General features: G+C 74.4%; 24 protein-coding genes. 11 read left to right on the forward strand and 13 right to left on the reverse strand.

The window, feature by feature from the left end:
* The first annotated feature begins 12 nt into the window (after positions 1 to 12).
* Positions 13 to 1,773, forward strand: a complete 1,761-nt coding sequence (locus BJ968_RS19435) for a proline--tRNA ligase (protein WP_179754619.1) — start codon at positions 13 to 15, stop codon at positions 1,771 to 1,773.
* Here the strand turns inward: BJ968_RS19435 and BJ968_RS19440 are convergent.
* Both BJ968_RS19440 and BJ968_RS19445 read right to left on the reverse strand, forming a co-directional pair.
* A complete protein-coding gene (locus BJ968_RS19440; RefSeq protein WP_218885183.1) occupies positions 1,751 to 2,554 on the reverse strand; it encodes a tryptophan-rich sensory protein in 804 nt (267 codons plus the stop codon). The genes BJ968_RS19435 and BJ968_RS19440 overlap by 23 nt on opposite strands.
* 45 nt (positions 2,555 to 2,599) lie before the next feature.
* A complete protein-coding gene (locus BJ968_RS19445; RefSeq protein WP_179754621.1) occupies positions 2,600 to 3,676 on the reverse strand; it encodes a phosphotransferase in 1,077 nt (358 codons plus the stop codon).
* Positions 3,677 to 3,899: 223 nt separating this feature from the next.
* Between BJ968_RS19445 and BJ968_RS19450 the strand changes: the two genes are divergently transcribed.
* The gene (locus tag BJ968_RS19450) at positions 3,900 to 5,267 is read left to right on the forward strand and encodes an aspartate aminotransferase family protein (RefSeq protein ID WP_179754623.1); all 1,368 of its coding nucleotides are present in this window, start codon (positions 3,900 to 3,902) and stop codon (positions 5,265 to 5,267) included.
* Between the two features lie 156 nt (positions 5,268 to 5,423).
* Here BJ968_RS19450 and BJ968_RS19455 read toward each other — a convergent pair whose 3' ends face one another.
* Both BJ968_RS19455 and BJ968_RS26935 read right to left on the reverse strand, forming a co-directional pair.
* Positions 5,424 to 6,305: an endonuclease/exonuclease/phosphatase family protein gene (locus BJ968_RS19455; RefSeq protein WP_179754625.1), complete on the reverse strand. Its 882-nt coding sequence runs from the start codon at positions 6,303 to 6,305 to the stop codon at positions 5,424 to 5,426.
* Positions 6,306 to 6,342: 37 nt separating this feature from the next.
* The gene (locus BJ968_RS26935; RefSeq protein WP_179754627.1) at positions 6,343 to 7,446 is read right to left on the reverse strand and encodes a DUF4439 domain-containing protein; all 1,104 of its coding nucleotides are present in this window, start codon (positions 7,444 to 7,446) and stop codon (positions 6,343 to 6,345) included.
* A gap of 135 nt (positions 7,447 to 7,581) precedes the next feature.
* Here BJ968_RS26935 and BJ968_RS19465 point away from each other — a divergent pair, with 135 nt between their 5' ends.
* The 7 genes from BJ968_RS19465 (at position 7,582) to BJ968_RS19495 (ending at position 14,035) form a co-directional block, all read left to right on the forward strand.
* Entirely contained in the window at positions 7,582 to 8,184 is a 603-nt protein-coding gene (locus tag BJ968_RS19465; RefSeq protein WP_218885184.1) for an LSm family protein, read from the forward strand.
* Positions 8,181 to 9,167 (forward strand): transcription termination factor NusA, encoded by a 987-nt coding sequence (gene nusA, locus BJ968_RS19470; protein WP_179754629.1) that lies wholly within the window; start codon positions 8,181 to 8,183, stop codon positions 9,165 to 9,167. The genes BJ968_RS19465 and nusA overlap by 4 nt, the downstream gene beginning before the upstream one ends.
* A gap of 44 nt (positions 9,168 to 9,211) precedes the next feature.
* Positions 9,212 to 9,565, forward strand: a complete 354-nt coding sequence (locus BJ968_RS26940) for a YlxR family protein (RefSeq protein ID WP_343078275.1) — start codon at positions 9,212 to 9,214, stop codon at positions 9,563 to 9,565.
* A 91-nt stretch (positions 9,566 to 9,656) separates the two neighbouring features.
* Positions 9,657 to 12,728, forward strand: a complete 3,072-nt coding sequence (gene infB, locus BJ968_RS25080) for a translation initiation factor IF-2 (protein WP_179754631.1) — start codon at positions 9,657 to 9,659, stop codon at positions 12,726 to 12,728.
* A gap of 86 nt (positions 12,729 to 12,814) precedes the next feature.
* Complete coding sequence (locus BJ968_RS19485) at positions 12,815 to 13,108, forward strand: DUF503 domain-containing protein (RefSeq protein WP_179754633.1); 294 nt, start codon at positions 12,815 to 12,817, stop codon at positions 13,106 to 13,108.
* Between the two features lie 16 nt (positions 13,109 to 13,124).
* Positions 13,125 to 13,625 carry a 30S ribosome-binding factor RbfA gene (rbfA, locus tag BJ968_RS19490; protein WP_179754635.1) on the forward strand — a complete coding sequence of 167 codons (501 nt, stop codon included), beginning with the start codon at positions 13,125 to 13,127 and terminating at the stop codon, positions 13,623 to 13,625.
* A 179-nt stretch (positions 13,626 to 13,804) separates the two neighbouring features.
* Positions 13,805 to 14,035, forward strand: a complete 231-nt coding sequence (locus BJ968_RS19495; RefSeq protein ID WP_179754637.1) for a hypothetical protein — start codon at positions 13,805 to 13,807, stop codon at positions 14,033 to 14,035.
* Between the two features lie 82 nt (positions 14,036 to 14,117).
* Here BJ968_RS19495 and BJ968_RS19500 read toward each other — a convergent pair whose 3' ends face one another.
* Entirely contained in the window at positions 14,118 to 15,527 is a 1,410-nt protein-coding gene (locus BJ968_RS19500) for a DHA2 family efflux MFS transporter permease subunit (RefSeq protein WP_425491530.1), read from the reverse strand.
* A 69-nt stretch (positions 15,528 to 15,596) separates the two neighbouring features.
* Between BJ968_RS19500 and BJ968_RS19505 the strand changes: the two genes are divergently transcribed.
* Together BJ968_RS19505 and truB are read left to right on the forward strand one after the other, a co-directional pair.
* Entirely contained in the window at positions 15,597 to 16,163 is a 567-nt protein-coding gene (locus BJ968_RS19505) for a TetR family transcriptional regulator (protein ID WP_179754639.1), read from the forward strand.
* On the forward strand, positions 16,160 to 17,068 hold the full coding sequence (gene truB / locus BJ968_RS19510) for a tRNA pseudouridine(55) synthase TruB (RefSeq protein WP_179754641.1): 909 nt from the start codon (positions 16,160 to 16,162) through the stop codon (positions 17,066 to 17,068). Before BJ968_RS19505 ends, truB begins: the two co-directional genes overlap by 4 nt.
* Before the next feature lie 15 nt (positions 17,069 to 17,083).
* On the opposite strand, the gene BJ968_RS19515 is transcribed toward truB, so the two are convergent.
* The 8 genes from BJ968_RS19515 to BJ968_RS19550 form a co-directional block, all read right to left on the reverse strand.
* Positions 17,084 to 18,232, reverse strand: a complete 1,149-nt coding sequence (locus tag BJ968_RS19515; protein ID WP_179754643.1) for an acyltransferase family protein — start codon at positions 18,230 to 18,232, stop codon at positions 17,084 to 17,086.
* 83 nt (positions 18,233 to 18,315) lie between these two features.
* Positions 18,316 to 19,620 carry a dicarboxylate/amino acid:cation symporter gene (locus tag BJ968_RS19520; RefSeq protein WP_179754645.1) on the reverse strand — a complete coding sequence of 435 codons (1,305 nt, stop codon included), beginning with the start codon at positions 19,618 to 19,620 and terminating at the stop codon, positions 18,316 to 18,318.
* A gap of 205 nt (positions 19,621 to 19,825) precedes the next feature.
* Positions 19,826 to 20,596 carry a glucose 1-dehydrogenase gene (locus tag BJ968_RS19525; RefSeq protein ID WP_179754646.1) on the reverse strand — a complete coding sequence of 257 codons (771 nt, stop codon included), beginning with the start codon at positions 20,594 to 20,596 and terminating at the stop codon, positions 19,826 to 19,828.
* Positions 20,597 to 20,606: 10 nt separating this feature from the next.
* Positions 20,607 to 21,656, reverse strand: coding sequence for an NAD(P)-dependent alcohol dehydrogenase (locus tag BJ968_RS19530; protein ID WP_179754648.1), 1,050 nt, complete (start codon positions 21,654 to 21,656; stop codon positions 20,607 to 20,609).
* Between the two features lie 91 nt (positions 21,657 to 21,747).
* Entirely contained in the window at positions 21,748 to 22,482 is a 735-nt protein-coding gene (locus BJ968_RS19535) for a GolD/DthD family dehydrogenase (protein ID WP_343078165.1), read from the reverse strand.
* A gap of 11 nt (positions 22,483 to 22,493) precedes the next feature.
* Positions 22,494 to 23,585, reverse strand: a complete 1,092-nt coding sequence (locus BJ968_RS19540; RefSeq protein WP_179754650.1) for a substrate-binding domain-containing protein — start codon at positions 23,583 to 23,585, stop codon at positions 22,494 to 22,496.
* Positions 23,586 to 23,638: 53 nt separating this feature from the next.
* Positions 23,639 to 24,637, reverse strand: a complete 999-nt coding sequence (locus tag BJ968_RS19545) for an ABC transporter permease (RefSeq protein WP_218885185.1) — start codon at positions 24,635 to 24,637, stop codon at positions 23,639 to 23,641.
* A complete protein-coding gene (locus tag BJ968_RS19550; RefSeq protein ID WP_179754654.1) occupies positions 24,637 to 26,181 on the reverse strand; it encodes an ATP-binding cassette domain-containing protein in 1,545 nt (514 codons plus the stop codon). Before BJ968_RS19550 ends, BJ968_RS19545 begins: the two co-directional genes overlap by 1 nt.
* Positions 26,182 to 26,254: the final 73 nt, after the last annotated feature.

A 26,254-nucleotide genomic window follows, 5' to 3' on the forward strand; every position in this document is an offset into this window, starting at 1 on the left:
ACCCTGGCTCCCGTGCTGATGCGGATGTCGACCCTGTTCCTGCGAACCCTGCGGGAGGACCCGGTCGAGGCCGAGGTCGCCAGCCACAAGCTGCTGGTGCGGGCCGGGTACGTCCGGCGCGCCGCCCCCGGGATCTACACCTGGCTGCCGCTGGGCCTGAAGGTGCTGCGCAAGATCGAGGGCATCGTCCGCGAGGAGATGGACGCCGCCGGCGCCCAGGAGGTCCACTTCCCGGCGCTGCTGCCCCGGGAGCCCTACGAGGCCACGAACCGGTGGAGCGACTACGGCGACGGCATCTTCAAGCTCAAGGACCGCAAGGGCGCCGACTACCTCCTCGCGCCCACGCACGAGGAGATGTTCACCCTCCTGGTCAAGGACCTGTACTCCTCGTACAAGGACCTGCCGCTGTCGATCTACCAGATCCAGACGAAGTACCGCGACGAGGCCCGCCCCCGCGCCGGGATCCTGCGCGGGCGCGAGTTCACCATGAAGGACTCCTACAGCTTCGACGTCGACGACGCGGGCCTGGAGAAGTCCTACGAGCTGCACCGCGAGGCGTACGTCCGGATCTTCGCCCGGCTGGGGCTGGACTTCGTCATCGTCTCGGCGATGTCCGGGGCCATGGGCGGCTCGCGCAGCGAGGAGTTCCTGCACCCCACCGCGATCGGGGAGGACACCTTCGTGCGCTCGCCCGGCGGGTACGCCGCGAACGTCGAGGCCGTCACGACCCTGGCGCCCGCGCCCATCCCCTTCGAGGGCCTGCCCGCCGCGCACGTCGAGGACACCCCCGACACCCCGACCATCGAGACCCTCGTCGCCGTCTCGAACGAGCGCCACCCGCGCGCCGACCGGCCGTGGACGGCCGCGGACACCCTGAAGAACGTCATCGTGGTCCTCAAGCACCCGGACGGGACGCGCGAACCGCTGGCGATCGGGGTCCCCGGTGACCGCGAGGTCGACGCCAAGCGGCTGGAGGCGGCGCTGTCCCCGGCCGAGGTCGAACCCTTCGAGGCCGCCGACTTCGCCAAGCACCCCGCGCTGGTCAAGGGGTACATCGGGCCCGGCGTGCTGGGCTCGGAGAACGCCTCCGGCATCCGCTACCTCGTCGACCCCCGCGTCGTCGACGGCACCGCGTGGGTGACGGGCGCCGACGCCCCCGGCCGGCACGTCTACGACCTGGTCGCGGGCCGCGACTTCACCCCCGACGGGTTCGTCGAGGCCGCCGAGGTCAAGGAGGGCGACCCCGCCCCCGACGGCTCCGGCCCGCTGGAACTGGCCCGCGGCATCGAGATCGGGCACATCTTCGCCCTCGGCCGCCGCTTCGCGCAGGCCCTGGACCTGAAGGTGCTCGACGAGAACGGCAAGCAGGTCGTCGTGACGATGGGCTCCTACGGCATCGGCGTCACGCGCGCCATGGCGTGCGTGGCCGAGGGCAACCACGACGACAAGGGGCTGGTCTGGCCCCGCGCGCTGGCCCCCGCCGACGTCCACGTCGTCGCCACGGGCAAGGACGCCGCCGTCTTCGAGACCGCCGAGCGGATCGCCGCCGAACTGCAGGCCCAGGGCGTCGAGGTCCTCTACGACGACCGCCCGAAGGTCTCCCCGGGCGTGAAGTTCAAGGACGCCGAGCTCATCGGCGTCCCGACCGTCCTCGTCGTCGGCAAGGGCCTGGCCGAGGGCACCGTGGAGCTGAAGGACCGCCGCAGCGGCGACTCCGAGCAGGTGCCGGTCGCCGAGGCCGTCAACCGGGTCACCGCCGTCGTGCGCGGCTGAGGACGCGCACCGCCACGGTGGTCCCCGCGACCACCGTGGCGGCCACCCCCGCCGCGACGGCCACGGTCGTCGAGGTGTTCTGCTCGGCCCCCGCGCGCCCCGCCGCGACCCAGCCGAGCCCCCAGGCCAGGCCCGCGCCGAACGCCAGGCGCCCGCGCGAGCGCACCGCGGTGAACGCGCCCACCGCGGTCGCGACCCCGAGGACGCCCACGGCCCAGCCGGTCTCACCGCTCGTCAGGCCCGCCGCCCGCAGCGCCGCCGCCGTGTTCGCCACCGTCGCGATCGACACCCACCCCAGGTACAGCCCCACGGTCCCGTCGACGAGGGCCGCCTCGGCCCGCGACGTCGGCCGCTCGCGCAGCAGCAGCGTGAAGGTCCGCACGAGGACGACGAGCAGCACGGCGATGACGAGCACGGACACCCCCAGCCAGCCGGCCTGGACGGTCCCGATCCACACCGCGTTCAGCAGCAGCGACGCCGCCGTCCACCACCCCGTCGCGCGCTGGCGGAAGTCCTCCCGGTGCGCCGGCAGCGCCTGCCAGGCGGACAGCCCGACGAGCCCGGTGTAGACGACCGACCAGATGCCGAACGCGGGTCCGGCGGGAGCCACGAGCGTCGCGTCCGCCGACAGGGCACCCCCGGCGGCCGAGGCGATCGGGGTGCCCCCGAACGCCCCCGAACCCACGGCGGCGCCGGCGATGCCGAGCACGGCGCTGGCCACGACGACCACCTGCCGCACGCCGTCGCGGGACCCGGTGCGGGAGATCGCGTCGCTGCTCACGCGGTCATCGTCCCCTCGCCCGTCCCGGCCCGCACGCGGGCCCGCTCAGCCGGCGCGGTCCTCGAACAGCCACAGGGGCCGGTTCAGGTAGTCGCCCACCACGCGCGCCGTCCCGGGCACCTGCGCGGCCCACACCGCCGGCGGCAGGGCGTCCTGCCGGTGCGTCGTGGTCCAGCCCAGCATCTGCAGCCGGCGCACGACGGACAGGGCCGCCGCCACCTCGAGGTCCTCCTCGGACAGCGGGCGGACCGTCCGGTAACCGGCCAGCCACGCCGAGGCGAGGGCGGGGGTGAATTCCTCGTGCTCGATGAAGCTCAGGGCGGCGGCGAAGTCCCACAGCAGCCGCGCCTCGCCGCAGTCGTCGAAGTCGATGACGGTGAGCCGCCCCGCCCGGTCGACCATGAGGTTCGAGGGGCGCAGGTCGGCGTGGACGAGCCCGGTCGGGGTCGCGGTCGCCAGGACGTCGCGCGCGGCGAGCTCCCCCCGCTCGCACACGTCCCGCTGCTCCGGGCTCAGGGCGGCCCCGCGCCAATCGCCCCAGCGGCTGCCCGCCCCCAGCGCGTCGTCGAGGTCCCAGCCGAACCGGGTGAAACCCTGCGGCGGGGTCCAGGCGGCGACGTGGTCGTGCAGCGCGGCGGTCGTCGCGCCGATCTCGGCGTACCGGGTGCGCACGACGTCCAGGTCGACGCCGCCGACGGCCAGGACGTCCTCGAGGACCTCGCCGTCGACGAACCCGAACTGCACGGCGAACCAGGCGGACCCGGCGTCGTCGGTGAAGGAGTGCACGAGGGAGCCGTCCCGCACCGGCAGCACCTCGGGCACCCGCACCTCGGTGTCCTCGGCGATGGCCCGCACCCAGTGCAGTTCCGCCTCGATCTGCGCGGCGTCGGCGACGTACCCGGGCCGGTGGACCCGCAGCACCCCGACGGGCGAACCGCCGGTCGCGACCCGGAACGTCGCGTTCTCCGAGACGGCGATGAGCGTGAGCGAGGTGGTGGCGGGCAGGCCCCACGCGTCGACGACCGTGCGGTGCAGCCAGCCGGGGGCCGGGTCCCCGCGGCGCAGGGCACCGAACTGCGCGAACGGTGGGGCGGAGGCTGGGGCGGCGGTGGGTGCGGTCACGGGAACTCCCGGGGGCGGGGAGGGCTGGGCGCCGCGACGATCCTGGCACGGGGGCGCCCGCGCGACGGGGTCCGTAACGAACAGTTCACACGCGCGGTGACGAGTTGACGTGCCCGAAACACCGGGCGAACCTCCGGGTCACCCGCGGCCGCCAGGATCGCCGCGTCAGCCACCGCCGTGAGGGTTCGGGCGCCACCACGTCGAGCGCAGCGCGAGGAGACCCATGACCAGCCCCACCCGGTCCACCATCATGGACACCAACAGCTTCCGGGCCGAGCACGCCGCGGAGCTCGACCCGGCGACGCGGGGCCTGACGCAGCACCGCGACCGGGTCCTGGGCGGCTCCTACCGGTTGTTCTACCGCCGGCCGGTCCACCTGGTGCGGGGCGAGGGGCAGTACCTGTTCGACGCCGACGGCCGCCGGTACCTGGACCTGTACAACAACGTCGCCAGCATCGGGCACTGCCACCCGGCCGTCGTCGAGGCCGTCACGGCGCAGGTGCAGCAGTTGAACACGCACACGCGCTACCTGCACGAGACGATCCTCGACTACACCGACGAGATCCTCGCGACGCTCCCCGCGCCGGGGTCCCCGGGAGCAGCGTGGAAGGCGATGTACCAGTGCACGGGGTCGGAGGCCAACGACCTCGCGGTCCGCGTCGCGCGCGAGTTCTCCGGGAACCTCGGCGTCATCGCCACGAGCGAGGCGTACCACGGGACGAGCGACCTGACGTCGGGGTTCTCCCCGGCGCTGGGGTCGGGTCAGCCCCTGGCCCCCACCACCCGGCTCGTCCCGGCGCCCGACGCCTACCGGCAGGGCCTGTCGCCCGCCGAGCTCGGTCCCTGGTTCGCCGACCGCGTGCGCGAGGCCGTCGCGTCCCTGCAGGCCGACGGGTTCGGCGTCGCGGCGTTCATCGCGGACTCCGCCTTCTCCTCCGACGGGGTCCTGCCGGGGCAGCGCGGGTTCCTCGCCGAGGCCGTCGAGGTGGTGCGCGCCGCCGGTGGCGTGTTCATCGCCGACGAGGTGCAGCCGGGGTTCGCCCGGACCGGGGAGGAGTTCTGGGGGTTCGCCCGGCACGGGCTGGTCCCCGAACTGGTGACCACGGGCAAACCCATGGGCAACGGGATCCCGGTCTCGGGCCTGTTCGCGCGCGAGGACGTGCTGAGGGCCTTCAGCGACCGCATCCCGTACTTCAACACCTTCGGCGGCAACCCCGTCTCGATGGCCGCCGCCCGGGCCGTCCTGCGGGTCCTGCGGGAGGAGGGTCTGCAGGAGCACGCGCTCGAGGTCGGTGCCCTGTTCCGGGACGCGCTGGGCTCGCTGGCCACCACCCACGAGGCCGTGGGCGACGTCCGCGGGGTGGGGTTGTTCACCGGTCTCGAACTCGTGACGGACCGTTCGACGCGCGAACCGGACCGCGACCTGGCCCTGGCGGTCCTGGAGGAGCTGCGCGAGCGCGGTGTCCTCACCTCGGTCGCCGGGCCCCACGGCAACGTCCTCAAGCTCCGCCCGCCGCTGGTCTTCGCGGCCGGCGACGTGGACACGGTGGTGCAGGCCCTCGACGAGTCCCTCACCGCCCTCGGGGCGTGATCCCGGGCGTGATCGCGGGCGGGCCCGCCGCGGTGCGGCGGCGCCCCGCCGGGGTCACGGGGCGTCGGGGTGGTCCTGCGCGAAGCGCGGCCCGGCCACCTCACGGCGCAGGACGTCGTCATCGACGGCGGCTGCACCGCGGTCCGAGGACCGTCCTCAGGGTTCGAGGTCGACCACGACGGCCGCGTGGTCGCTGGCCCACACCCCGTCGACGGGCTCGGTCGCCACGAGGCGCACGTCGCGCACCGAGCCCTCGCCGCTGAACGGGGCCAGCCCCACGAGGACGTGGTCGATGCGCGCGCTGGGCTGGTGGACGCGGGCCACGAACGGGTTGGCCCGGTCCCAGGTGAAGCCGGGGTCGGCGGGGTCGGCGAACCGCCAGCTGTCGACGAGGACGAAACCGGGGACCGGTCCGGCCGTGAGGTAGCCCTGGCACAGCCGCAGCTCGTCGGACTCCGCCACGGCGTTGAAGTCGCCGGTCAGCACGGGCGGGTAGCGATCGCCCCGCACCCTGCCCGCGGCGACGAACGGCACGAGCGCGCGCACCTGGTCGACGCGGACGGCGGACTCGGCGGGGGAGGAGTTCAGGTGCGTCGTGGTGAACGGCAGCGGCCGGCGCGGGGTGTCGACGAGCACCTGCAGGGCCGTGCGGCCCTCGTCCTCGTGACCGCCGCCGGGCAGGTCGACGGACTCCTGCTCCAGGAACGGCCAGCGGCTCAGGACCGCGTTGCCGAACTGCAGGGTCTCCACGACGGCCGGGTCCTCGCCGTTGAACAGCAGCCGGCGGCGCCAGCGCTCGGGGGCGGGCGAGGGCGACCACGCGACGTGCATCCCGAGCTCCGCGCCCAGCCAGTGCGCGAGGTTCTCGTCGGCGTCGGCCCAGACCTCCTGCAGGCCGACGACGTCGGGGTCCTCGGCGCGCAGGACGGCCAGCAGCGCCTCGCGCCGGGCCCGCCAGTCCCCGAACCGCCACCAGACGTTCCAGGTCATGACGCGCAGGGGCGCGTCGTCGCGGCGGGGGTGCGGGTCGCTGCTCATCTCCCGGGCAGTCTCGCAGTCCGCCCGGTGACCGGGGTCAGGGGGTGGCCGTCGCGCTGGCGCTGGCGGTGGAGCTCGCGGTGGGGCTCGCGGTGGAGGTGGGGGGGCCGTCCGCGCCGAGCTCGGGCAGCCCGGGGAACGAGCGCGCCGTCGACCCCCAGCGGCGGGCGTCGCGCGCGCACGCCGGCACCGCCCGGGCGCCGAGCGCGCGGTCGGGGGCCGAGACCGCCACGACGTCGGCGTACAGGCGCGCCAGCCGGTCGAGCACGCTGGCCGCGAGCGCGGTGGCGGCCTCGGGGGTGGGGGCCGCGGCGTCGTAGCCGGGGGCGGCCTGCACGGGCGTCGCCCCGCGCGCCGTCAGCAGGTCGACGAGGTCGTCGCGGGCGACCCGGCGGGCGGCGAGGTCGGCCACGGCCTCGGCGCGGCGCGGGGCGGTGAGGCGGCCCGCGACGAGCGCGAAGCCGTGGACGGCGGCGTGCTCCCCGGCCAGGGCCGCCTGCAGGGCCGCCGTGGCGGGGTCGTCCCCGTCCGGCGACGGGGTCCTCGCGGAGGTGCTCGCAGGGCTGCTCGCGGGCGCGGCGGTGGGGCCCGGTTCGGCCGTCGGGGGGATCGCGCCGGCCGGGGTCCCCGTCGTCGCGGCCACCGCGTCGGCCAGCACCGCGCGCGAGGCGGCGATCGCGGTCAGCAGCCGCGCCATCCCCCCGCTCACGGCGGGCGCGGTCGAGGTGGCGGCCGCGCACGCGGTCCCGGCCGCGGCCAGGAGCCCGTCCACCAGCGCCCGGGCGTCGGGGGCGGGAGCGCCGGAGGGTGCGTCGGTGGGGGTGGGGGAGCCGGTCGCGGTGGGGATCCGGTCGTCCTCCCCGAGCGCCACCAGGTGGGCCCGGCAGGCCTGGACCGCCTGCCCCGCAACGGTCCGCAGCGGCTCGGGCCCGGCCGCGGCCGGGCCCAGGAGCGTCAGCAGGGCGCGGGTGCCGGCGACCGCCGCCTCCCGCGCGTCGTCGTCGGGGCCGCGGTCGGGGGCCGGGGTCGGCTCGGGACCGCCCACCCACCGCACGCCGCACCCGCTCACCGCCAGCGCGGCCACCGCGAGGGTGCCCAGCAGGGCGCGTCGGGTCGGCGGGGCGCAGCGGGGCCGGGGCACGGGCACCGATCGTGCCAGGGCGGGCGGCGTGGCCGGACCCCGCCCGCGAAGCCCTAGGATGAGCGGTCGTGCCCGCCCCGGTCCGTCCGGGTCCGCGGGCACCTCTGGACAACTCGAGAACAGGGAGGAGCGGTCGTGTCGACGCTCGAGGAGACCGTCACCGCGGTGCTGACCCCCGTGTTCGCCCCCGGGACCGACCTCGGCGCCTCGCTCGTCCTCGACGGCGTGGACGTCAGCGCCGCCGGTCGCCGCCGCGTGGTCCGGGTGGTCGTCGACGGGGCCGGCGACGAACCGGGCGAGATCGACCTGGACGCCGTGGCCGCCGCCTCCACCGCCGTCTCCCAGGCCCTGGACGAGTCGGACGTGCTGGGCGACGCGCCGTACACCCTGGAGGTCACCTCCCCGGGGGTGGAGCGCCCGCTGACGACGCCGCGGCACTGGTCGCGGGCCCGGGGCCGCCTCGTGCGCGCCGTGCTGGCCGACGGCGGCGCGCTGTTCCTGCGCGTGGTGTCGGTCGACGAGGACGGCGTGCACGGCACGGGCGAGCCGCAGTCGGTCAAGGGCCGGCCGCCGCGGGCCAGGGACGTGGGCGCCCCGCACGACCTCGCCTGGGCGGACCTGGTCCGCGGCGAGGTGCAGGTCGAGTTCCGCCGCGCCGACGGCGACACGGTCGAGGACGTGGAGGACCTGGTCGCTGACGAGAGCGGACCGGACGACGAGGACGAGGACGAGCAGTGAACATCGACATGTCGGCCCTGCGGGTGCTCGAGCGCGAGAAGGAGATCCCCTTCGAGACGCTCGTGCGCGCCATCGAGCAGGCGGTGCTCGTGGCCTACCACCGCACCGAGCACACCGACCACAAGGCGCACCCCGACGCCCGCATCGAGCTGGACCGCAGCAGCGGCGAGGTGCGCGTGTGGGCCAAGGAGCGCGACGACTCCGGCGGCGTCGTCGGCGAGTTCGACGACACCCCCGGCGGCTTCGGCCGGATCGCGGCGGCCACGGCCCGCCAGGTGATCCTGCAGCGCCTGCGCGACGCCGAGGACGACGCCGTGCTCGGCGAGTACGCCGACACCGAGGGCGAGATCGTCTCCGGGATCGTGCAGCAGGGCCGCGACCCGCGCATCGTGCAGGTCGACCTGGGGACCCTCGAGGGGGTCCTGCCGCCGGCCGAGCAGGTGCCGGGGGAGAAGTACGAGCACGGCGCGCGCATCCGCTGCTTCGTCGTGAGCGTCAAGAAGGGCCCCAAGGGGCCGCAGGTCGTGCTGTCCCGCTCGCACCCGCAGCTGGTCCGCAAGCTGTTCGCCCTGGAGGTGCCCGAGATCGCCGACGGCACGGTGCAGATCACCGCGCTGTCCCGCGAGGCCGGGCACCGCTCGAAGATGGCGGTGCGGGCCACCCGGCCCGGCGTCAACGCCAAAGGCGCCTGCATCGGGCCGATGGGTCAGCGCGTGCGGGCGGTCATGGCCGAGCTGCGCGGCGAGAAGATCGACATCGTCGACTTCCACGAGGACCCGGCGACCTTCGTCGGCAACGCGCTGTCCCCGGCCCGCGTCAGCTCCGTGGAGGTCGTCGACCTCGCGGCGCGCTCGGCGCGGGTGGTCGTGCCGGACTACCAGCTGTCCCTGGCGATCGGCAAGGAGGGGCAGAACGCCCGCCTGGCCGCCAAGCTCACCGGCTGGCGCATCGACATCCGGCCGGACACCCAGCCGGAGCAGTAGGGCGGGGAGCGGGCGGGAAGGCTAGACTGTCCCTCATCGTTACACTGCCTGCGACCGGTCCTACCGACCGGCGGTCCGTCGAGCCTGCGCCGCACCCTCAGCGCACGTGCGTCGGCTGCCGTCGCCGGGGTGACCGGTCGTCGCTGCTGAGGGTCGTCGTCGCACCGGACGCGGAGGGTCTCCTCCTCGTCGACGTGCGGCGCCGGCTCCCGGGCAGGGGCGCGTGGCTGCACCAGAGCACCGCGTGCTTGGAGCTGGCGGACAAGCGCAGGGCCTGGCCCCGCGCGTTGCGCCGCGCAGCTCCCCTCGACCCCTCGGGCGTACGGTCCTTCCTGGACCGGCGCTCGCCCGAGGTCGTCGTGTCCACCACCACCGATGAGAGCGGGTCGAACAGCTGATGAGCACCCGATGAGTCTCCAGCGATGAATCCCCCCGACTGACGACGGTCCGCGCCCGGTAGAGACGAGCCCGGACCGAGACAGGAGAGATGTGGCAAAGGTCCGGGTCTACGAGCTCGCCAAGGAGTTCGGAGTCGAGAGCAAGGTCGTGCTGGCCACGCTCAAGGAGATGGGCGAGTTCGTGCGTTCCGCGAGCTCGACCGTCGAACCGCCGGTCATCCGGCGGCTGAAGGACAAGTTCCCGAACGGGGGCGGCTCCGCGCCGTCGGCCCGTCCGGCCCCGGCGGCGAAGCCGGGTCCGCGTCTGCCGCAGGGTGCCCGCCCGGGTCCGGCTCCGGCCGCCCGCCCGGCTGCGCCCGCCCCCGCGGCCCCGGCGCCCGCGGCTCCGGCCGCTGCACCGGCCCCGGCTCCGGCCCCCGCGCCGACGCCGGTCGCGCAGGCCCCGCAGGCCCCCGCGGCGGCCAACCCCGCCGCCAACCCCGCGTTCCGCGCGCCCGCCCCGGCGGACCGCCCGGCTCCGCAGCGCCCGGCGGCCCCGGGCCAGCGCCCCACCCCGGGTGCGCGCCCGTCCACGCCGCCCACCTCCGGTGGTCCCGGTCAGGGTCCGCGCCCCGGCGCGCGTCCCGGTGCCGGTGGTCCCGGCGCCCGGCCGGGTGCCCCCGTCCCGGGTGGCGCCGGTGGTCCCGCTGGTCGCGGTCCGCGTCCGGGCGGCGACCGTCCCGACCGCGGTGAGCGGCCCGGTGGCGACCGTCCCCGCGGCGACCGTCCGCAGGGCGACCGCCAGGGCCGTCCCGGCGGTGCCGGTGCGCCCGGTGGCGCTCCCCGTCCGGGTGCTCCCCGCCCGGGCAACAACCCCTTCGCGACGAGCCAGGGCATGCCCCGGCCGCAGCGCGAGGGCGGTGCCCCGCGTCCGGGCAACAACCCGTTCGCGGCCAACCAGGGCATGCCCCGCCCGCAGGGCCCGCGTCCCGGTGGCGCGCCCGGCCCGGGTGGTCCCCGTCCGGGTGGCCCGCGCCCGAACCCGGGCATGATGCCCGCGCGCCCGACGGTCGGCCGTCCGGGTGCCGGTGCCGGCCGTCCGGGTGCCCCGGGCCGCGGTGGCCCCGGTGGCGGTCGCGGTGGTTTCGGCGGTCGTCCCGGCGGTGCCGGTGGCGGCACCGGGACCGGTGGCGGCTTCGCCGGCCGTCCCGGTGGCGGTGGCGGTGGTCCGCGCGGTGGTCGCGGCGGCACCCAGGGCGCGTTCGGTCGCGCCGGGGGCAAGCCGGCGCGCGGCCGCAAGTCGAAGCGGGCCAAGCGCCAGGAGTTCGAGTCGATGGCGGCCCCGACGCCCGGTGGCGTCTCGGTCCGTCGCGGTGACGGCACGACCGTCGTCCGCATCCGCCGCGGCGCGTCGCTGAGCGACTTCGCCGAGCGCATCGACGTCGACCCCGCGGCGCTGGTCACGGTCCTGTTCCACCTCGGTGAGATGGCGACCGCGACCCAGTCCCTCGACGAGGACACGTTCCAGGTGCTCGGCAACGAGCTCGGGTACGTCATCGAGGTCGTCTCGCCCGAGGACGAGGAGCGCGAGCTGCTCGCGGGCTTCTCCATCGACCTCGACGCCGAGCTGGAGGCCGAGGGCGACGACGAGCTGGAGGCCCGTCCGCCGGTCGTGACCGTCATGGGTCACGTCGACCACGGGAAGACCAAGCTCCTCGACGCGATCCGGTCCTCCGACGTCGTGGCGAAGGAGGCCGGTGGCATCACCCAGCACATCGGTGCCTACCAGGTCGTCAAGGAGCACGAGGGGGTCGAGCGTCCGATCACCTTCATCGACACCCCCGGTCACGAGGCCTTCACGGCCATGCGTGCCCGTGGTGCGAAGGTCACGGACATCGCGATCCTCGTGGTCGCGGCGGACGACGGCGTGATGCCCCAGACCGTCGAGGCGCTCAACCACGCCCAGGCGGCGGACGTCCCGATCGTCGTGGCGGTCAACAAGGTCGACAAGGAGGGCGCGAACCCGGACAAGGTCCGGCAGCAGCTCACCGAGTACAACCTGGTGGCCGAGGAGTACGGCGGCGACACGATGTTCGTCAACGTCTCGGCGAAGCAGGGCATGGGCCTGGACGACCTCCTCGAGGCCGTCCTGCTCACGGCCGACGCCTCCCTGGACCTGCGGGCGAACCCCGACAAGGACGCTCGCGGTGTGGCGATCGAGGGCAACCTCGACAAGGGCCGCGGCCCCGTCGCCACCGTCCTGGTCCAGTCCGGCACCCTGCGCGTCGGTGACGCGATCGTCGCCGGCACCGGCTACGGCCGCGTCCGCGCGATGCTCGACGAGAACGGCGACAACGTCGAGGCGGCCACCCCGTCGCGTCCGGTCCAGGTCCTGGGTCTGACGTCGGTGCCGGGTGCCGGTGACACGTTCCTGGCGGCCCCGGACGACCGGACCGCCCGGCAGATCGCGGAGAAGCGCGAGGCGCAGGAGCGCAACGCGGCTCTGGCGAAGGCGCGCAAGCGCATCTCGCTGGAGGACTTCACCAAGGCGCTGGAGCAGGGCAAGGTCGAGACCCTCAACCTCATCCTCAAGGGTGACGGTGCGGGCTCGGTCGAGGCCCTGGAGGACGCCCTCTACAAGATCGACGTCGGCGACGAGGTCGAGCTGCGGGTGATCGACCGCGGTGTCGGTGCGGTGACGAAGAACAACGTCAACCTCGCCGTCGCCTCGAACGCGATCATCATCGGGTTCAACGTGCGCCCGGAGCAGCAGACCAAGGAGTACGCCGACCGCGAGGGCGTCGACATCCGCTTCTACTCGGTCATCTACGCGGCCATCGAGGACGTCGAGGCGTCCCTGAAGGGCCTGCTGAAGCCCGAGTTCGAAGAGGTCCAGCTCGGCACGGCGGAGGTCCGCGAGATCTTCCGCTCGTCGAAGTTCGGCAACATCGCCGGCTGCCTCGTCCGGTCGGGTCTCATCCGCCGCAACACCAAGGCGCGCGTCCTGCGCCGCGGTGTCGTGCACGGGGACAACCTCACCATCGAGTCGTTGCGCCGCTTCAAGGACGACGCCACCGAGGTCCGCGAGGGCTACGAGTGCGGTATCGGCCTGGGCTCGTACAACGACCTTCAGGTCGACGACGTCATCGAGACGTACGAGATGCAGGAGAAGGCGCGCAGCTGACCGGCTGACGCCTGCGACCCGGTGACCGGGGCGGGACCTCGCGGTCCCGCCCCGGTCGCCTCCCCGCTGGGAACCAGCGCACACCCATGTTCACCGGAACCCTGACCGTCGACCTGCTCCTCGGCGACGTCCACTCCCTCAAGGGCAAGCGCAGCCTCGTCCGGCCCCTGGTCGCCGAGCTGCGCCGTTCCTTCGAGGTCGCGGCCGCCGAGACCGGCCACCTGGACCTGCACCGCCGGGCCGAGGTCGCCGTCGCCGTCGTGGCCACCGACGCCGCCCGCTGCGCCGACGTGCTCGACCGCTGCGAACGGCTCGTCGCGGCCCACCCGGAGTTCCAGATCCTCTCCGCCCGGCGGCAGTACCTGTCGTCGGACGACTAGAACGCAGGAGTTTCCCGTGGTCGACCCGACCCGCGCCCGCAAGCTCGCCGACCGCATCAAGGTCGTCGTCGCCGACGCGCTGGAGAAGCGCGTCAAGGACCCCCGCCTGGGGTTCGTCACGATCACCGACGCCCGCGTCACGAACGACCTCCAGCACGCCACGCTGTACTACACGGTCTTCGGCAGCGACGAGGAGAAGCAGGGGACCAAGGCCGCCCTGGAGTCGGCCAAGGGCGTCCTGCGCTCGGAGGTCGGCAAGCGCACCGGCATCCGGCTGACCCCCACGCTGACGTTCACCGCCGACGAGGTCCCCGAGACCGCGCAGCAGATCACCGACCTGCTCTCCAAGGCCGCCGAGCAGGACGCCCGCGTCGCCGCCCTGGCCGCCGGGGCCACCCCCGCCGGGGACCCGGACCCGTACAAGAAGCCCGCCGACCCCGACGACGAGTGGGACGACGACGAGGCGGACGAGGACGAGACGGACGACGAGGTCGGGGAGGACCCCCACCGCGCCTGAGGCGGCGCGGCAGGCCGGGGCGGTGGATCACGATCTGCCCGGCCTGGACACCGGTCCCGGTGTGCCGGCGCTCCTCGTGGTGGTGTTCGTCCTGATCGCCCTGTCCGGCGTGGCCGTCGTCGTCGGCGGCCTGCTCTCGGCCCCTGGGCGCCGAGAGCGTCACGACGACGGGCACGGTCGTGGACGACCGGATCACGAACCACCACGAGCACCGGACGACCTCCCCGCCGATCGTGCGCTTCGAGGCCGGTGGCCGGGAGGTCGTCGTGGTGGGTGAGCAGGCCTGGAACCGCTCCTGCGTCACCGGTCGTTCCGCGCAGGTCGTCCACGACCCCTCCGCCCCCGACCCGCGCACGTGCGGGTCGGGGGCGGCAGCGTCGTCGGCGACGGTGTCACCGGGGTGGTCGTAGCCGCCTGCGGGGTCGTCCTCCTCGTGGTGGTGGCGACCGTGGCCCGGCTGGCCCTGTCGGTCTCCCGAGCCGTCGCGCGGACCTACGCCTTGCGCGGCAGGGCCAGCGCGGTCAGCGCCCCGACGAGGGTGACGGCGGCCCCGACGAGGACCGCGTCCGGCGTCCCGGCCGAGAACCCGTCCGGCGTGAGGTCACCGCCGGCGTGCTGGAAGACCAGCGTGAGGACCGAGACGCCGAGGGCGACGCCGATCTCGCGCAGCGTGTTGTTGGTCGAGCTGGCGGTGGCGTGGTCGTGCTCGTCGAGACCGGCCAGCACGGCCGTCGAGGCGGGGGCGAAGACCAGTCCGGTGCCGACGCCGGCCAGCGTCAGGGCCGGGACCAGGGCGCCGTACCCGGCGCCCTGACCGATCTCGACGGCCATCCACGCCAGCCCCGCCGCGGTCGCGGTCAGGCCGGCCACCAGCAGCGGCCGGGACCCCGTGCGTCCGCCGAGGATCCCGGCGACCGGGGCGACGACCATGGGGGCCGCCGTCCAGGGCAGGGTGCGCAGGCCGGCCTCGAACGGCGTGAACCCGCCGGAGACCTGCAGGTACTGGGTCAGCAGGAACACCGACCCCATGGCGCCGAGGGTGAAGGCGAAGATCACGACGTTGGCGACGCTGAAGCTGCGGGAGCGGAACAGCCGCAGGGGCAGCAGGGGCGCGGCCGCGGTGGCCTGGCGGGCGACGAACCCGGCGAGGAGGGCCAGCCCGGCGAGCAGGGGCACGAGCACGGCCGCCGACCCCCAGCCGTGGGCGTCGGCGTGCTGGACCGCCCAGACGACCCCGAAGACCGCGGCGCCCCCGAGCCCGAGCCCGGCGACGTCGACGCGGCCGGTGCGTCCGTGCTGCTCGGGCAGGGCCAGCAGGATCAGCGGCAGGGCCACGACGGCGACGGGCACGTTGAGCCAGAAGATCCAGTGCCAGCTCAGGCCGTCGATGACGGCTCCGCCGATGACGGGCCCGAGGGCGACCCCGAGGCCGTTGACCCCGCCCCAGATGCCGATGGCCGCGGCCCGGCGCTGCGGCGGGACGGACCCGGCCAGCAGCGCCAGGGACAGCGGGGTGATGGCGGCCGCCCCGGCGCCCTGCACGGCTCGGGCGGCGATGAGCAGCTCCGGGCTGGTGGCCAGGGCCGCGGCGGCCGAGGCGAGGGTGAAGACGACGACGCCGCCCACGAAGACTCGGCGGCGCCCGAACCGGTCACCCACGGAGGCCGCGGCCAGCATGAGCGTGGCGAAGGTGAGGCTGAAGGCGTTGACGACCCACTGCAGCTGGTCGAGGGAGGCGCCGAGGTCGCGGTGCAGGACCGGCAGCGCGCCGGTGACGACGAGGTTGTCGAGGGTGGCCATGAAGACGGGCAGCGCGGCGGCGACGATCGCGAGCGCCGGGTGCACCCGGCGGCGGGCCCGGGTGGGCCCGGTGGGACCGGGTTCGAGGGTGGTGGTGGACACGGGGACCCCCAGAGGAAGGCATCGGATGATTACCTCGGACGTTAGGCATCGACTGATACCTTGTCAACCGTGAACACCGAACCCGTCAGACGGATGTCGAAGGAGGACCGGCGCGAGCAGATCCTCACCGCCGCCGGGCGCGTGGTCGCCCAGGTGGGGCTGACCGGGGCCAGCACCGACGTCATCGCCCGCGAGGCAGGGGTGTCCCAGCCCTACGTGGTGCGGACGTTCGGCGGCAAGCAACCCCTCCTGGACGCCCTCTTCGCCCGCGTCGCCGACCGCATCGTCGCGGCCTTCGCCGACGCCCCGACCGACGGGCCGCCCGAGGTGTGCCTGGGCCGGGCGTACATGCGCCTGGTGGAGGACCGCGACGTCCTGCTCGTGCTCATGCACGGGTTCACCGCCAGCGCCGAGCCGGGCATCGGCGAGGCCACCCGGCGCTGCATGGACACGGTGTACCGCATCACCCGCGAACGCCTCGGCGACGACGTGGTGGCGACCCGGTTCATCGCGCACGGCATGCTGCTCAACGTGCTGCTGGCCATGGACTCCTGGAACCACCCCGAGCTCGACGCGCTCACGGCGCTCGCGAACATGACCGCCACGGCCGCCGAGCTGCAGGCGAAGCTCGCGTGAGGGGCGCCGGTGACCGGGCGGGGACCGGGGTGGGGGACGGGATCCTCGTCGTCGACAAGCCCGCCGGCTGGACCAGCCACGACGTCGTCGGCCGCTGCCGCCGGTTGCTCTCGACCCGGCGCGTCGGGCACGCCGGCACCCTCGACCCGGCCGCCACGGGCGTCCTGGTCCTCGGCGCCAACCGCGGGACGAAGTTCCTGACGCACCTCGTGGCCCACGACAAGGAGTACACGGCCACCGTCCGGCTGGGGGTCGCGACCCTCACCGACGACGCCGAGGGCGAACCCCTCACCGACCCCGTCGACGCCACCGGGGTGGACCCGGACGCGCTGGCCCGGGCCGTCGCGGCCCTGACGGGCCCGATCCAGCAGGTCCCCAGCTCGGTCAGCGCCATCAAGGTCGACGGCCGCCGCAGCTACGCGCGCGTGCGCGGGGGCCAGGAGGTCGACCTGCCCGCCCGGCCCGTCACGGTCTCCCGCTTCGACGTCCTGGCCCGCCGGCCCGAGGGGCCGTACCTCGACCTCGACGTCGTCGTCGCCGTCTCCAGCGGCACCTACGTGCGGGCGCTGGCCCGCGACCTCGGCCGGGCCCTGCACGTCGGCGGGCACCTCACGGCGCTGCGGCGCACCCGGTCCGGGCCCTTCACCCTCGCCGAGGCGCTCACCCTCGAGGAGGTCGAGGCGCAGCCGCGCGTCGAGCCCCTCGCGGCCGTGGCGCGACGGCTGTTCCCGGTGCGCGACGTCGACGACCGGGAGGCGGACAACCTCGCCCACGGCGGGTTCCTCACCGCCACCGGGGTCGACGGTCCCGTCGGGGCCTTCGCGCCGGACGGGACGCTGCTGGCCCTGGTCCAGGACACCCCCCGCGGGGCCAAGCCCCTCCTGGTGCTCGCCCCGGCCGGGTGAACCCCGCCCCGCCGCTCAGGTGGGGACGGGGGTGGGCGGCGCGGGCCGCACCCGCGGGCGCCCGGTCAGCGCCACGGCCAGCGGCAGCCGGCTCAGCAGCTGGACGAGCGCGACGGAGCCCAGCAGCGTGCCCACCCAGGTCAGCACGAACACCACGGGCAGCGGCCACGCCGAGCCGCCGTGCGCCCAGCCCGAGGCCCCCAGCAGCACCGACAGCACGAGGGGGTGCACGAGGTACACCCCGAACGAGACCCGCGCGCCCTCCCGGGCCAGCGCGGTGACCATCGCGGTGACCGGCGCGGTGACCGGCGTCGGTCCCCGCCGCAGGCGCGCGCCGAGGGCGAGCAGCCCCAGGGCCGCCGCCGGCCCCCACACCACCGAGACCGGCTGCAGCGGCTCGGAGGCCCGGACGGGGTCGGCGCCGGCCAGCACCTGGGCGGCGAAGGTCCCCAGGTCCAGCGCGAGCGCGGCCCCCACGACCGCGGGCACCGCCGCCCGGTGCCGGCCGACCCACGCCAGGACCGCCTCGTGGTGGCAGGCGGCGACCGCCCCCACCAGCAGCGGGAACACGTACGTCAGGACGAGCTGGTTGGGTGACAGCCACAGGTTCTGCGCCCACCCGCCGGGGGCGGGCACCCACCGCAGGACCGCCAGGTACGTCGCCTGCACCGCCCCCGCGACCCCGAGCAGGGCGGCGTGGTGCCGGCGCGTGCGCAGGACGAGCAGCAGCAGCAGCGGGAAGAGCAGGTACGCCTGCAGCGCCACCTGCAGGAAGTACAGGTGGTACATGCCGGTGCCCATCACCAGGCTGTGCCTCAGGCCGCGCAGGGCGTCGGCGCTCCACGGGTCCCGGCCCTCCAGCCGGGTCAGCCAGTACAGGACCGTCCACACCGTGTAGGGCAGCCCCACCAGCGCGAACCGCCGGCGCCAGAAGCGCAGCAACCCGGCCCCCGGGGCCGGGGGCCGGGTCGCGGCCGAGCGGGTCAGGACGAACGCCGTGAGGATGAAGAACGTCTCCCGGCCGAAGTGCAGCAGCTGCAGCCCCAGCCCGGTGCCCAGCTCACCGGTGCCCACCGAGCCCAGGGTGTGCAGGCCGACGACGGCGGCGAAGCCGGTCGTCCGCACGACGTCGATCTCGGGCAGGTGCCGGGTGCGCTGAGCCATCGCGGGTCATCCTCGCGGCAGCCGTGGACGCGTGTCACCCCGGCGCACCGGCGCCGGGGCGGCACGTCGTCCGAGGAGCGCCCTCAGGCGTCGACGGTCTCGCGGGCGGTGTGCCGGTCGCGGAACCGGGCCAGGTCCAGGATGCCCTCGCGCTTGGCCACCAGGGCCGGGACGAGGGCCTGCCCCGTCACGTTGACGGCCGTGCGGCCCATGTCGAGGATCGGGTCGATCGCCAGCAGCAGCCCGACACCGGCCAGCGGCAGCCCCAGCGTCGAGAGGGTGAGCGTCAGCATCACCGTCGCGCCCGTGAGCCCGGCGGTGGCCGCGGACCCCACGACCGAGACGAAGGCGATGAGCAGGTAGTCGGTGATCGACAGGTGGACCCCGAAGAAGCCCGCGACGAAGATCGCGGCCAGCGCCGGGTAGATCGCCGCGCAGCCGTCCATCTTGGTCGTCGCGCCCAGCGGGACGGCGAAGGAGGCGTACGAGCGCGGGACGCCGAGGTCCTCGGTGACGCGCTGGGTCACCGGCAGCGTGCCGATGGAGGAGCGCGAGACGAACGCCAGCTGGGTGGCCGGCCAGACCTTGGCGAAGAAGCCGCGCACGCTCAGGCCGTGGGCGCGCAGCAGCACCGGGTAGACCCCGAAGACGACCAGGGCCAGGCCGACGTAGACGTCGACGACGAACACGCCCAGCGGGCTCAGCGCGTCCCAGCCGTAGGTGGCGACCGCCTTGCCCAGCAGGCCGACGGTGCCGATCGGGGCGAGCTTGATGACCCACCACAGGACGGTCTGCACGATCGCCAGACCCGAACGCGCCACGTTGAGGACCGGGTCGGCCTTCTCGCCGACCTTCAGGACCGCGACGCCGAGCACGACGGCGATGACGAGCAGCTGCAGGACGTTGAAGCTCAGCGAGACGCTGCCGTCGTCGCCGCCGGAGGCCTGCAGGCCGAGGTAGTTGCCCGGGACGACGCCCTGGAGGAAGTCGAGCCAGGAACCGGTGGAGGACGGGGCCTCCGCGGCGGCCGCGTCCACCGACGACCGGGCGCCGGGATCGGTCGCGACGCCCAGCCCGATGCCGATGGCCACGGCGATCAGCGCCGTGATCGCGAACCACAGCAGCGTCTGCCAGGCCAGGCGGGCCGCGTTCGTGACCTCGCGCAGGTTGGCGATGGAGGTGATGACGGCGAGCACGACGAGCGGCGGCACGAGCGCGCGCAGCATCGTGACGAAGATCGAGCCGACGGTCGTGAGGGTGGTCGTCAGCCAGTTCGGGTCCTCGGTGGTGCCGCCCATCGAGCGGGCGAGGGCGCCGAGCAGGACGCCGAGGACGAGACCGACGAGGACCTGCACGCCGAAGGGCGTGCGGCGCAGGCGGGTGAGCAAGGGGGGCTCCAGGGGTGGGGTGGGTGGCGGGACGAGCACGTGCTCGTCCCGCTACCTCGCGCTCGCCGTCCGCTGCAGGTCGATGTGCAGGCGTTCGGTGAGGTCCCATCCGGTGTCCATCGCGGCACCTGCAACGGTTTCACCAGAGCACTTGTTCCCGGGGGCCCCGGCGGAGCCGGGTCAGCGGCTCCGCCGGGGCAGCGGGTCAGAACAGCGTGTACCCGCCGTCGGTGACGACGACGGCCCCGGTCGAGAAGCTCGACGCCTCCGAGGCCAGGTAGACGACGGTCGCGGCGACCTCCTCGGGCGTGGAGTACCGCTGCATGGGGGCGTCCTCGATCCACATGCGCCGGAACTCCGGCCGGTCCACCGGCGCCATCTCCGTCTTGACGTACCCGGGGGCGATGGCGTTGACCCGGATGCCCAGCGGCGCCCACTCCGCGGCGAGGGACTTCGTCAGCTGGTGCACCGCGGCCTTGGAGGCGTTGTAGACGGGCTGCAGCTGCGGCCGGTTGACGATCTGCGCGCTGATGGAGCCGATGTTGACGATGTTCCCGCCGCCGTGCTCGGCCATCCACGCCGCCGCGACGACGCTGGGCAGCCAGACGCCCTTGAGGTTGGTGGTGATGACGTCGTCGTACTCCTCGTCGGTCACCTCCAGGGCCGGGCGGTGCACGCACGTGCCGGCGTTGTTGACCAGGACGTCGAGGCGGCCCAGCTCCCCGGTGACGCGCGCCACGGCCGCCTCCACCTCGGGGCGGGAGGTGACGTCCAGGCGCAGGCCCAGGGTCTTGCGGCCGGTGGAGGCCGCGATCTCCGCAGCCGCCTCCACCGAGCGCGCCTCGTCGCGCGCGGCGACGACGACGTCGGCGCCGGCCTCGGCCAGGGCCTGGGCGAACGCGCGGCCCAGCCCGCGGTAGCCGCCGGTGACCAGGGCGACCTTGCCCTCGAGGGAGAACTTGTCCAGCACGGTCACGGGGGGCTCCTCAGTTGCTCTCGGGGGGAGTGACGACGACGACGGCCTTCATGCTCAGCGGGTCGGCGTCGGCGTTGAGCGCCTCCTCGACCTGCTCCAGCGGGTACCGGGCGGTCACCATGTCGTCGAGGTGGACGGCGCCGGAGGTGGTCAGCGCGATCCCGCGGGGCCAGGTGTCGACGTAGCGGAACACCCCGGTGACGTTGATCTCGCGGGTGGCGATGAGCTGGACGGGCAGCGGCATCTCCTCCGCGCCCAGGCCCACGAGCACGACGGTGCCGCCGCCGCGGGTCGAGGCGATGCCCGAGAGCACCGCCGGGGTGGCCCCGGAGCAGTCGATGAAGGCGTCGGCCCGCAGCGCGGCGATCTCCTCGGCGTCGGCCACCGGGTGCAGCGCGCGGGTGGCGCCGAAGGAGGTGATGCGCTCGCGGCGGGAGTCGACGAAGTCGGTGACGACGACGTCGGTGGCGCCCCGGGCCCGCACGGCCTGCGCGCACATGGCGCCGATGGGCCCGGCCCCGGCGATGAGGACCTGGTCGCCGGGGCCGACGTCGGCCTTGTGGGCGGCCCACAGCCCGACCGACAGCGGTTCGAGCAGCGCGGCGGACTCGTCGGACAGGCTGTCGGGCACCGTGTACGCCTGGTCGGCGGGCGCGGTGACGTAGTCGCAGAACGTGCCGTCGAAGGGCGGGGTCGCGTAGAACTCCATGAACGGGCACAGGTTCGACCGGCCCGTCTTGCACTGCCGGCACTGCCGGCACGGGACCTGCGGGTCGATGGCGACCCGGTCCCCGACGCGGTCCTCGCTGACGCCGCGGCCGACGCCGACGACGGTGCCGGAGACCTCGTGGCCCAGCACGATCGGCGCCGTGACGACCATGTCGCCGATCCGCCCGTGCTTGTAGTAGTGGACGTCGGAGCCGCAGACGCCGACCGACCCGACCCGCACGAGCACCTCCCCCTCACCCGGGGTCGGCACGGGCCGTTCCTGCATCTCGATGACGCCCTGCTTCAGCAGGACGCTGGCTCGCATGGTCGTCGGGATCGTTCCGGTGGTCATCTGCGGCTCTCCTCGGGGTGCTGGTGCTGCGGGGTGGTGCGCGGTGGTGCGGGGACGAGCGTGCCCGCCCGGTGCGGCCGGCGGGAGGGGGTCAGCGGACGGTGTACCCGCCGTCGACGACGAGGTCGTGGCCGGTGACCATCGCCGCGGCGGGGCTGGCCAGGTACAGCACGGCGGCGGCGACCTCCTCGGGTTCGGCGAACCGGCCGACGGGGATCTGCGCCCGCAGCGCCTCGCCCCTGGGGTTGTCCCAGTTCGGCCGGGCCAGGGGGGTGAGCACGACGGTGGGGGAGACGGTGTTCACGGTGATGCCCAGCGGTCCCCACTCCAGCGCCAGGGTCCGCGTCATGCCCAGCAGCCCGGCCTTGGAGGCCGCGTAGGCGACGTGCCCCTCCAGCCCGACGGTCGCGGCCTGCGAGGCGATCGTCACGACGCGGCCCCCGCCGTGCGCGGCGAGGTGCCGCGCGACGGCCCGGGTGACGATGAAGCTGCCGGTGAGGTTCACCGCCAGGGTGCTGGACCAGCCGGCGAGGTCGATGTCCAGCGCCGGGGCGATCGTGGCGGTCCCGGCGCAGTTCACGAGCACGTCCAGCCGGCCGGCCCGCTCGACGACCCGGTCGACGGCCGAGGCCACCGACGCGGGGTCGGTGACGTCGGCCGCGACGTGGAACCGGCCGCCGGCTCCGGCCAGGGCCCGCTCGTCGCGGTCCAGGACGGCGACGGCCGTGCCCTCGGCCTCGAACGCCGCCACGACGGCCGCGCCGATGCCGCCGGCGCCCCCGGTGACGAGGGCGACGCGGGCGGGCGGGTCCACGGCCGGGTCCACGGCCGGGCTCGTCACTGCCCCGGGATCCCCTCGTCGGCGATGTCGCCGGAAGCCAGGTTCTTCTCGGTCAGTTCCGGCAGCTGCGCCAGGAACGCGGCCCGGTCGGTGACGACGTGCTGGATGGCGACGTCGACGTTCTCCTTGGTGATCTTCGGCATGTTGTAGACGGGCTCGGTGTTCACGTCCGTCCCGGCCGCGATGGCCGCCGCGACCGCCAGGCCCGCGGACAGCTCGACGGTGCCGTTCTGCAGCATCGTCCCGATGAACTCCCCGCTCTTGACGGCGTTCAGGCCGTCCTCGATGCCGTCGATCCCGACGATGGGGATCGTCTTGCCGGCCTCCTTGAGCGCCTGCAGGGCGCCGAGCCCCATGTCGTCGTTCTCCGACACGACCCCGTCGAGGTCGTCGCCGAACGCGGAGATCCAGTTCTTGACCTTGTTGACGGCCTCGTCGCGCTTCCAGTTCGCGGTGTCCATGGCGAGCACCTTGATGTCCGGGTAGTTCGCCAGGACCTGCTTGATGCCCTTGGTGCGGTTCAGCTCCCCGGACTGCCCCAGCGGGCCCTGCAGGACGACGATGTTCCCCTTGCCGCCGAGGGTGTCGGCCATCATCTGCATCTCGGCGGCACCGGCGGCGACGTCGTCGGGCTGGACGTTGCCGGCGATGTCGGTGGAGTTCAGCTCGGCGTTGACCGGCACGATGGGGATCCCGGCGGCCTTGGCCGCGGCGACCTGCGGCTGCAGGGAGTCCGCCTGGACGGGGACGACGATGATGGCGTCGACGCCGGCGTTGACGTACTGGTCGACCTGGGAGGCCTGGGTGTTGACGTCCAGGTTCGCCGAGTTCCAGAGCAGTTCGATGCCCTTGGCCTCGGCGTAGGCGTCCATGCCCTCCTTGCCGGCGGTGATGAACGAGCTCATGTCGTACACGCTGACGCCGATGCGCAGCTGCTGCGCCCCGCCGGACTCCCCGTCGCCGGAGCCGGAGCCCTTGTTCGCGGTGGGGTCGCCGGCGCCGCAGGCGGCCAGGGCCAGGGACAGGGCGCCGACCCCGAAGGAGGCGCTGAGCAGCGTGCGGCGGTTCAGGGTGCGGTCTGCGGACATCGTGGGGCTCCTCGGGTTCGGGTGGAGGGTGCGGGCCTGGGCGCGGTGGTGCGTCAGGCCCGGCGCTTGGTGGACCACACGTCGACGGCGACGGCGGCGACGATGAGGACGCCCTTGATGACGTCCTGCCAGTAGGCGGGGACCAGCAGCAGGTCCAGGCCGTTGTTGAGGGTCTGGATGAGCAGCAGCCCCAGGGCGGTGCCCCACACGGTGCCGCGCCCGCCCATGAGGGAGGCGCCGCCGATGACGACGGCGGCGATGGCGTCCAGCTCGTAGCCCTGCCCCAGGTTCGGGGGGCCGGAGATGACGCGGGAGGCGAGCATGACGCCGGACAGCCCGGCCAGCACGCCCGACAGGGCGTACACGCTGAACAGGGTGCGGCGGGCGTTGACGCCGGCGATCTCGGCGGCGACGCGGTTGCCGCCGACGGCGTAGACGCGCATGCCGTAGGAGGTGCGGCGCATGACGATCCCGAGCAGCACGATCCCGACGATCATGACGATGACGGGGATCTGCAGGCCCAGCACCTTGGTGTTGGCGATGGATCCGAACTCGGCCGGCAGGCCGTTGATCGGGGCGCCGCCGCCGATGACGTAGGCGATCCCCGACCCGGCGGTCAGCATGCCGAGGGTGGCGATGAACGGTGGCACGTCGACCCGGGAGACGAGGATCCCGTTGACGGTCCCGGCCAGCAGGCCGACCGCCATCGCGGACAGCACCGTCAGCCACACCTGCCCGGGGTTGGCCTTGGCCACGGCCGCGGACGTCATGGCGGCCACGGCGATGACCGAGCCCACGGACAGGTCGATGCCGCCGGTGAGGATGACCAGCGTCTGCCCCAGGGCGATGAGGGCGAACGGGGCGGCGGCGATGAGGATGTTCTGCAGGTTCTCGGGGGAGGAGAACCGCAGGGAGCGGTAGGAGAAGAACGCGATGACCAGCAGCATCACGATGAGCATCGCGCGGCGGATGAGCTGGGCGACGATCCACTCGCGGGAGAACCGCCTCCGCTGCGCGGGGACCGCCGTCGTGTCGATCTGGGTGGTGGCCATCACGCCTCCTTCGTGTCGGTGCGGGGGGACAGGCCCGAGCTGAGCCGGAAGATGAGTTCCTGGACCCCGGGGTCGTCGAGCTCGGTGCGGTCCAGTTCGCCGACGACGCCGCCGTCGCGCAGGACCAGGGCCCGGTGCGACAGGCCCAGGACCTCGGTCATGTCCGAGGAGGCCATGACGACGGCCATCCCGGCCGCGGCCAGGTCGGCGATGATGCGGTAGATCTCCGAGCGGGCGCCGACGTCGACGCCGCGGGTGGGTTCGTCCAGCAGCAGCACGTCGACGTGCTCGGTGAGCCAGCGGGCCAGGACGACCTTCTGCTGGTTCCCGCCCGAGAGGGTGCCGACGTCCTGGGACAGCCCCCGCGAGCGCAGCCGCACCGAGTCCATCGCCTCGCCCACGGCGCGGCTGCGGGAGGCGCCCTTGAGCCAGCCGGCGACGGAGAACTTCCCCAGCCGCGGCAGGGTCCCGTTGTCCAGCACGGACAACCCCATGACGGCCCCGGCGTGCTTGCGGTCCTCGGGGACCAGGGCCATCCCGGCGGTGATGGCGGCGGCGGGGTCCTTGCGGCGCACGTCGCGGCCGGCGACGGTGATCCGTCCCGCGGTGCTGGGCCGGACCCCGAAGATCCCCTCCAGGAGTTCGGTGCGCCCGGCCCCGACGAGCCCGGCCAGGCCGAGGATCTCCCCGCGGCGCACCTGCAGGCTCACCGCGCCGGGCTGGCCGGCGACGGCGAGGTCCTGCACGGTGAGGACGGGTTCGGCGTCGGCGGGGACCGTCCGCACGGGCGGGAACAGGTCCTCCAGCTCCCGGCCGATCATGGCGGTGACGATGTCGTCGTCGGACACGTCGGTCATGGCCTCGTCCAGCACGAGGCCGCCGTCGCGCAGGACGACGACCCGGTCGGCCAGGTCGCGGATCTCGGCCATCTTGTGGGTGGTGAACATGAGCGCCACCCCGGAGTCGCGCAGCTGCCGCACGACCCGGTAGAGGCCCTCGACCTCGCGCTCGGAGATGGCCGAGGACGGTTCGTCCAGCAGCACCACCTTCGCGCCGCGGCTGGAGTTCTTGACGATCTCGACGATCTGCTGCAACCCGACCGGCAGGGTGCCCATCCGGGCGCCGGGGTCGATGGCGACGCCGAACACCTCCAGCATCCGCGTGGCCTCCGAGGCCATCCGGCGCCGGTCCAGGGTGCCGAGCCGGGTCTTCAGCTCGCGCCCGACGAACAGGTTCTCGTAGACCGTCATGTGCGCGATGGAGGCCAGTTCCTGCGGCACGATCGCGACGCCGAGGCGGTGGGAGTCGCGGATGCTGCCCGCGGCCAGTTCCTCGCCGCGCACCAGCACCGACCCCTCGTCGGCGCGGTACTGCCCGGCGGCGATCTTCATCATCGTGGACTTGCCGGCGCCGTTCTCCCCGGCCAGCGCGGTGACGGTCCCCAGTTCCAGGCGCAGGGAGACGCCCTTGAGGACGGGGACGCCGCCGAAGGACTTGCGCAGGTCGCGGCACTCCAGGACGGCGGTCCCGGTCTGGGTGCTCACGCGGCCTCACCGGCCGGGTCGGGGGAGGGGCGGGTGTCGAACCGCGGGTCGCCGGGGTTGTCCGCGGCGACCC

Source organism: Kineococcus aurantiacus (genome assembly GCF_013409345.1).
Classification (GTDB): Bacteria; Actinomycetota; Actinomycetes; order Actinomycetales; family Kineococcaceae; genus Kineococcus; species Kineococcus aurantiacus.